General features: G+C 46.6%; 7 protein-coding genes. 3 read left to right on the top strand and 4 right to left on the bottom strand.

All coding sequences use genetic code 11. From position 1 onward, the window contains the following. Window positions 1–67: 67 nt before the first annotated feature. The 3 genes from purN to ACTHUE_RS09950 all read right to left on the bottom strand — a co-directional run bounded on the left by purN (window position 68) and on the right by ACTHUE_RS09950 (window position 3,032). Window positions 68–694, bottom strand: coding sequence for a phosphoribosylglycinamide formyltransferase (purN, locus tag ACTHUE_RS09940; protein WP_440361152.1), 627 nt, complete (start codon window positions 692–694; stop codon window positions 68–70). Between the two features lie 96 nt (window positions 695–790). Continuing rightward, window positions 791–1,606, bottom strand: coding sequence for an FKBP-type peptidyl-prolyl cis-trans isomerase (locus tag ACTHUE_RS09945; protein WP_070504422.1), 816 nt, complete (start codon window positions 1,604–1,606; stop codon window positions 791–793). A 160-nt stretch (window positions 1,607–1,766) separates the two neighbouring features. Further along, window positions 1,767–3,032 (bottom strand): Glu/Leu/Phe/Val family dehydrogenase, encoded by a 1,266-nt coding sequence (locus ACTHUE_RS09950; RefSeq protein ID WP_070504425.1) that lies wholly within the window; start codon window positions 3,030–3,032, stop codon window positions 1,767–1,769. Between the two features lie 421 nt (window positions 3,033–3,453). On the opposite strand from ACTHUE_RS09950, the gene ACTHUE_RS09955 reads away from it, so the two are divergent. From ACTHUE_RS09955 to ACTHUE_RS09965, 3 genes are all read left to right on the top strand, one after another. Next, window positions 3,454–4,167, top strand: a complete 714-nt coding sequence (locus ACTHUE_RS09955) for a phosphoglycolate phosphatase (RefSeq protein ID WP_440361142.1) — start codon at window positions 3,454–3,456, stop codon at window positions 4,165–4,167. A 99-nt stretch (window positions 4,168–4,266) separates the two neighbouring features. Then, complete coding sequence (gene recX, locus ACTHUE_RS09960; protein ID WP_049329865.1) at window positions 4,267–4,728, top strand: recombination regulator RecX; 462 nt, start codon at window positions 4,267–4,269, stop codon at window positions 4,726–4,728. A gap of 75 nt (window positions 4,729–4,803) precedes the next feature. Further along, window positions 4,804–4,965: a hypothetical protein gene (locus ACTHUE_RS09965; RefSeq protein WP_039861975.1), complete on the top strand. Its 162-nt coding sequence runs from the start codon at window positions 4,804–4,806 to the stop codon at window positions 4,963–4,965. Between the two features lie 119 nt (window positions 4,966–5,084). Here ACTHUE_RS09965 and ACTHUE_RS09970 read toward each other — a convergent pair. Beyond that, a partial coding sequence (locus tag ACTHUE_RS09970; RefSeq protein WP_440402865.1) for an ACT domain-containing protein occupies window positions 5,085–5,767 on the bottom strand: 683 nt, incomplete at its 5' end.

Genomic DNA, 5,767 nt, shown 5'->3' on the forward strand with positions numbered 1-5,767 from the left:
GGGAAAGTGTCAGCAGGGTTGTTTTAATCGGATTCATGATGTTTTCCTTGTGTGTATCGTGTTTTAATTAAGCCAACAGGCTTTGACCGGCGGCATTGCGTTGTGCATTCAAAACGCGGTTGCCTTCAATTTTCAGACGGCCTGCAACAAAGTCGGCAACGGCTTGCGGGAAAAGCTGGTGTTCAACCGTCAGCACGCGTGCGGCAACGTCGTCAGCGGTATCGCCGTCCAAAATAGGAACAATGCCTTGAGAAATAATCGGGCCGCAATCCAGCTCTGGGGTCACGAAATGGATGGTGCAGCCTGCCACTCGGCAACCTGCTTCCAATGCGCGTTCGTGGGTGTGCAGACCGGTGAAAGAAGGCAGGATGGACGGATGGATATTGATCAGGCGGTTTTCATAATGTGCGCAGAACTCCGGAGTCAAAATGCGCATGAAGCCCGCCAATACAACCAAATCCGGCTGATAGGCATCGATTTTCTCCATCATGGCCTGATCAAATGCCAGACGCGAGTCGAAGTTTTTATGGTTCAAACTGTCGGTGGCAATACCGCGCTCTGCCGCCCATGCAAATCCGGCTGCGGTCTCGCTGTTGCTCAATACGGCTGCAATGTTGGCATCGGGAATATCGGCATTCACAATCGCCTGCATATTGCTGCCGCGTCCGGAAATAAGGATGACGATATTTTTCATCATAATTCCTTGTTGGTTTGGAACAAAGGCCGTCTGAAACGGAATTTTTCAGACGGCCTTTTATCCGTTGTTTAAGGGCGTAAGCCTTGATTCGGATTATTGAACTTTTTGTACGTCAACTTGTACAGGTTGTTGCGCAGCAGCATCAGGCGCGCCGACTTTAACCAGTTTCACGTCAAATACCAAAGTAGCGTTCGGGCCGATTTTATCGCCGGCACCCACTTCGCGGTAAGCCAATTTGGCAGGGATATAAAATGTTGCTTCGCCGCCTTCTTTCAAGAGTTGGATACCTTCAGTCCAACCTGGAATCACTTGGCTTACAGGGAAGCTTACTGGGCCGCCGTTGGCTTTGCTGCTGTCAAATACGGTACCATCAATCAGACGGCCTTCGTATTCAACGGTAACCATATCGTCTTTAGTTGGTTTTTTACCTTCGCCTTCTTTGGTGATTTTGTATTGCAGACCGGAAGCGCTGGTTTTCACGCCTTCTTTAGTCGCGTTTTCTTTTAAGAACGCTTCGCCTTTTTCCAAGTTTACTTTGGCATCTTCAGCACGTTTGGCAGCCGCTTTTTCTTGTTGCTCTTGCAGGAATTTCATCATCACTTCCTGAGCTTGAGCTTCAGTCATTTTAACTTCTTTACCTTCAAACATGGCCTCCATGGCTTCGGTGAAGACTTTCAAATCAATTTCCGTACCTTGGTCTTTCATTTGTTTCAATGAACGGCCGATGTCCACACCCATTGCGTAGCTGGCTTGTTGGGCAGTAGAACCGATGGCAGAAGCATCTGCAGTCGCATTTGAAGCTGCGGAAGCAGCAGGGGCGTCTTTAGCGGCAGTGTCTTTTTGGTTGCAAGCAGTCAGTGCCAACAAAGCAGACAAAGCCAATGCGCTGAATTTGAAAGTTTTGTTCATGATTATGTCTTTTCCGGAAAGGTCAAAAAAGGGGATTATAGCTGAGTTTGATTGAAATGGAATCAAGGTGGATTAAAATTTGTAAAGGCTCTTATCAAAAACATTAAGGCCGTCTGAAAACAGGTTTCAGACGGCCTACTCTTAGCTATTGGTCAAACGATTAATACCAGCCGCGCAGTTTCATTGCCTTTTCAACACGACGGATACTCATCATGTAAGAAGCGGTACGCAGGTCGACATCGTATTCTTGAGCCAAGTTCCAAATATCGCGGAACGCACGGCGCAGAACCACGGTTTCTTTCTCTTGAACTTCGTCAAACTCCCAGTAGTAGCCTTGCAGGTTTTGTACCCATTCAAAATAGGACACAACCACGCCGCCGCAGTTTGCCAAAATGTCAGGAACAACCAATACGCCGTTTTGACGCAGAATAACGTCGGCTTCAGGAGTAGTCGGGCCGTTTGCGCCTTCAACCACGATTTTCGCGCGGACTTTGCCTGCATTTTCGGAAGTCAATTGATTTTCCAATGCACAAGGGGCGAGTACGTCCACATCCAAAGCCAAAAGTTCGGCATTGCTGATTTCTTTACCGTAGCCGGCTTCATTGGTGATGAAACCTTTGGTTTGGAATTCTTTAATGATTGCTTCCATATCCAAGCCGTTTTCGTTGTAGATGGCAACGTCAACAGTAGATACGGCAACGATTTTCGCACCGGCTTTGTGTGCATAGTAACCGGTGTGGTAGCCCACATTACCGAAACCTTGAATGGCGTAAGTGGCACCTTTCACGTCTTTGCCCAGTTTTTCCAAAGCTTGGACGGCGGCGAAGTTTACGCCGTAACCGGTGGCTTCGGTGCGCGCCAAGGAACCGCCAAACTCAACCGGTTTGCCGGTAAACACGCCCGGTGCAGAATGTTTCACGACGTTTTCATAGGCATCAACCATCCAAGACATGATTTTGCCGTTGGTGTTCACATCAGGGGCGGGAATGTCGATTTTCTCGCCGATCAGCGGAGAAATGGCTTCGGAATAAGCGCGGGCGATGCGTTCCAATTCTGCTTCGGAATAGTTACGCGGATCCAAAGTAATACCGCCTTTACCGCCGCCGTAAGGAATACCGGCTACACAGCATTTGATGGTCATCCAAATAGACAGTGCTTTGACTTCGTCCAGATTTACATTGGGATGGAAACGCACGCCGCCTTTGTAAGGGCCGACGGCGTTATTGTGTTGGGAACGGTAACCGGTGAAATTTTCTACTGTACCGTTGTCGAGTTTGACAGGGAAGTTCACTTCCAAAACACGTTGCGGCTTTTTCAAGATTTCAAATACTGCCGGGTCGGCATTCAGGCGATCGCAGGCAATTTTTACTTGTTTTTGTGCAATTTCAAACGGATTCAGTGTTTCTTTAACAGCAGATGCGGACATGTATTTTTCCTTTTCATACACATGATTAGACGAGAGCCATACTTGTTACTATATACAAAAACAGGAAAAAATGTAATAGCATGTAGTCGATAAAAAGCAAATCCATTCATTTATATATAAATTTAGTTTGAGGCCGTCTGAAAATATCGGTACGCCGACCAAAAAATTTTCAGACGGCCTAGTATAAATGCTCATCAAACCATTCAAAAAAACACTCAAACCCTTTGTTTTTTAATGCCTACCAAACCGCCCTTTTTGTTGACAAAATCCCTTCCACATTACCAACAGACGGACAGACTTACACCAGCAAAAATTGTTAACAATTTAAACAAATATCCCTTTAAAGAATCAGCAAAACATCGGCAAATCAGGCAAACAATGTTAAAATAAGCGCTTAAATAATATGACAGAAAGCTACTCAATGACCACTGCTGCTTTAGAACACGTTCAAGCCGTTGCCTTTGATTTGGACGGTACCTTATGTGATTCCGTTCCCGATTTAGCCGCAGCAGCCCAAGCCATGTGTGCGCACTTGGATTTACCTGTTTTACCTACCCAAACGGTTGAAAGTTATGTCGGCGACGGCATCAGCAAGTTGGTTCATCGCGTCATTACCAATGATCGTGAAAAAGAAGCCGATCCTGAAATCTGGGAAAAAGGTTTTGTGTTCTTTATGAAATATTATCGCGAACACTTAAGCGACTTTACCTACCCCTACCCTGAAACCGAAGCCGGTCTCGGCCTGCTCAAGTCCTTGGGTATTCCATTGGTTGTCATTACCAATAAAAATGAAATTCTGGCTGCCGAGCTACTGAAACAACTTAATCTCGACGACTATTTCAGCCTGGTTCTCGGCGGCGACAGCCTGACTGAGAAAAAACCCAGCCCATTGCCGCTTCAACATGCGGCCGAAGTATTAGGCATCGACGTTGCCAATATGCTGATGGTGGGCGACTCCAAAAATGACATTATTGCCGCCAAAGCGGCCGGTTGCTTCAGCGTCGGCGTAACATTCGGCTACGGCGACATGACCTTGCTCTCTCAAGATAAAGCGACCAAACCTGATTTGTTGATTCGCGCCCTGCCTGAAATCTACGAAAATCTGCAACCGCAAAAAAACAAAGACGAAGAATAATTCGGCTTTATTTTCAGACGGCCTTTTCGGTGCTTTCGCCCAATCAGGCCGTCTGAAATGTAATTCAATGTAGTTAAATCCCTCCCCTTCCATATTCCCATGAAACCTCCCAAAACCTTACGCGCCCGCGCCTTGGATATTCTTTCCCGTCAAGAAGTCAGCCGCGTCGGTTTGAAACGCAAACTGGCCCCGCATGCTGAAAGCGAAGAAGAATTGGAAAAGGTTTTGGACGAGTTCGCCGAACGAAATTGGCAATCCGACCAACGTTACGCAGAAGCCTATATTCACAGCAAGAGCAACCGTTACGGCACGCTCCGCCTCAAGCAAGCCTTGGCGCAACAAGGTATCGATGCAGACGACTGTCGAGAGTTCCTACCCGACAGGGAGGACGAGCTGCAAACCGCCATTTCCGTCTTGCGTAAAAAATTCAAGCAAGAAGCTCAAGATTTGAAAGAAAAACAAAAACAAGCGCGTTTCCTTGCCTATCGCGGCTTTGGTGCCGACACCATTCAGACGGCCTTAAAAACCGCTTGGAATGAAGACGAAGACTTCTATCAATAATCATTCCCACTTGAATCTTTGCTTCTATCGGCGTACCCTTACGCTTTTATTCAATAATTCAATCAGAGCTTCATCATGTCCGACAAACCGCACGATACACCTAATCCCCTACTCGAAGACGAACGCAAAAATCCTGTTTACCGCTTGGGTCAGGCAGTAGCCGGATTCATGTTGCTGGTTTGGGCCGGCGTTTTGGCCTTAGTTTTCTTTTTGGTTTTCCGTTTTTGGTTGAGTTAAACCCAATCCAATTACAAAAAAGCCATAAACCCTCTTATAAAAAAGCCAATAGCTTTTATTTGTAAACATCAAAAAGGCCGTCTGAAAATGCTTTCAGACGGCCTTTGCTTATAACGAGATTATCCTCGAATCACTTTGCGGATATTCGGATTGGCATGCATTGCATGAATAATCTGATTAACCTGATCCAAGTCTTTGACTTTAATTGTAAATTTAAATTCTACAAAACCTTCTGTTCCTGCTTGCGCTTTGGTTGGCGTATCGACAGATTCGATATCCGCACCGGAATTGGAAATCGCTTGCGCCATTGAAGCCAACAAACCATGCGCATCTTCGGATTTGACGTTGAGGATGGTGCGGTACGTTTGATTACGCAAACTGTCCCAGCCCGCATCGAGTTGCTCTTCCGGATCGGCTTTGACCAAAGTTTGACAGGTATCACGGTGGATAATCATACCCTTGTCTTTAACCAATAAGGCGCGGATCGCATCGCCTGGAATCGGATGGCAACATTCGGCAAAATGAATCCGGCCGGTTTCTTGATCGTTGACTTTGATCGGGCTGAGTTTGACCGCACTGCCAAAATGTTGGCCTGCCAACTCGGCAATATGCATGGCAACGTGTACCGGCAAAGTATGCCCCATACCGACATTGTAGAGAACCTCTTCAAACGATGTTTGTTTGGTATTCAAATCGGCAAGGTATTTTTCTTTGAGGTCGTCTGAAAGCAGGATGTCTTTAGGCAACAGGCTGGATAAAGCTTTTTGCAGCAGGTTCTCACCCAAAACAACGGCATCGTGAC

Source organism: Neisseria sp. P0021.S005 (assembly GCF_051956955.1).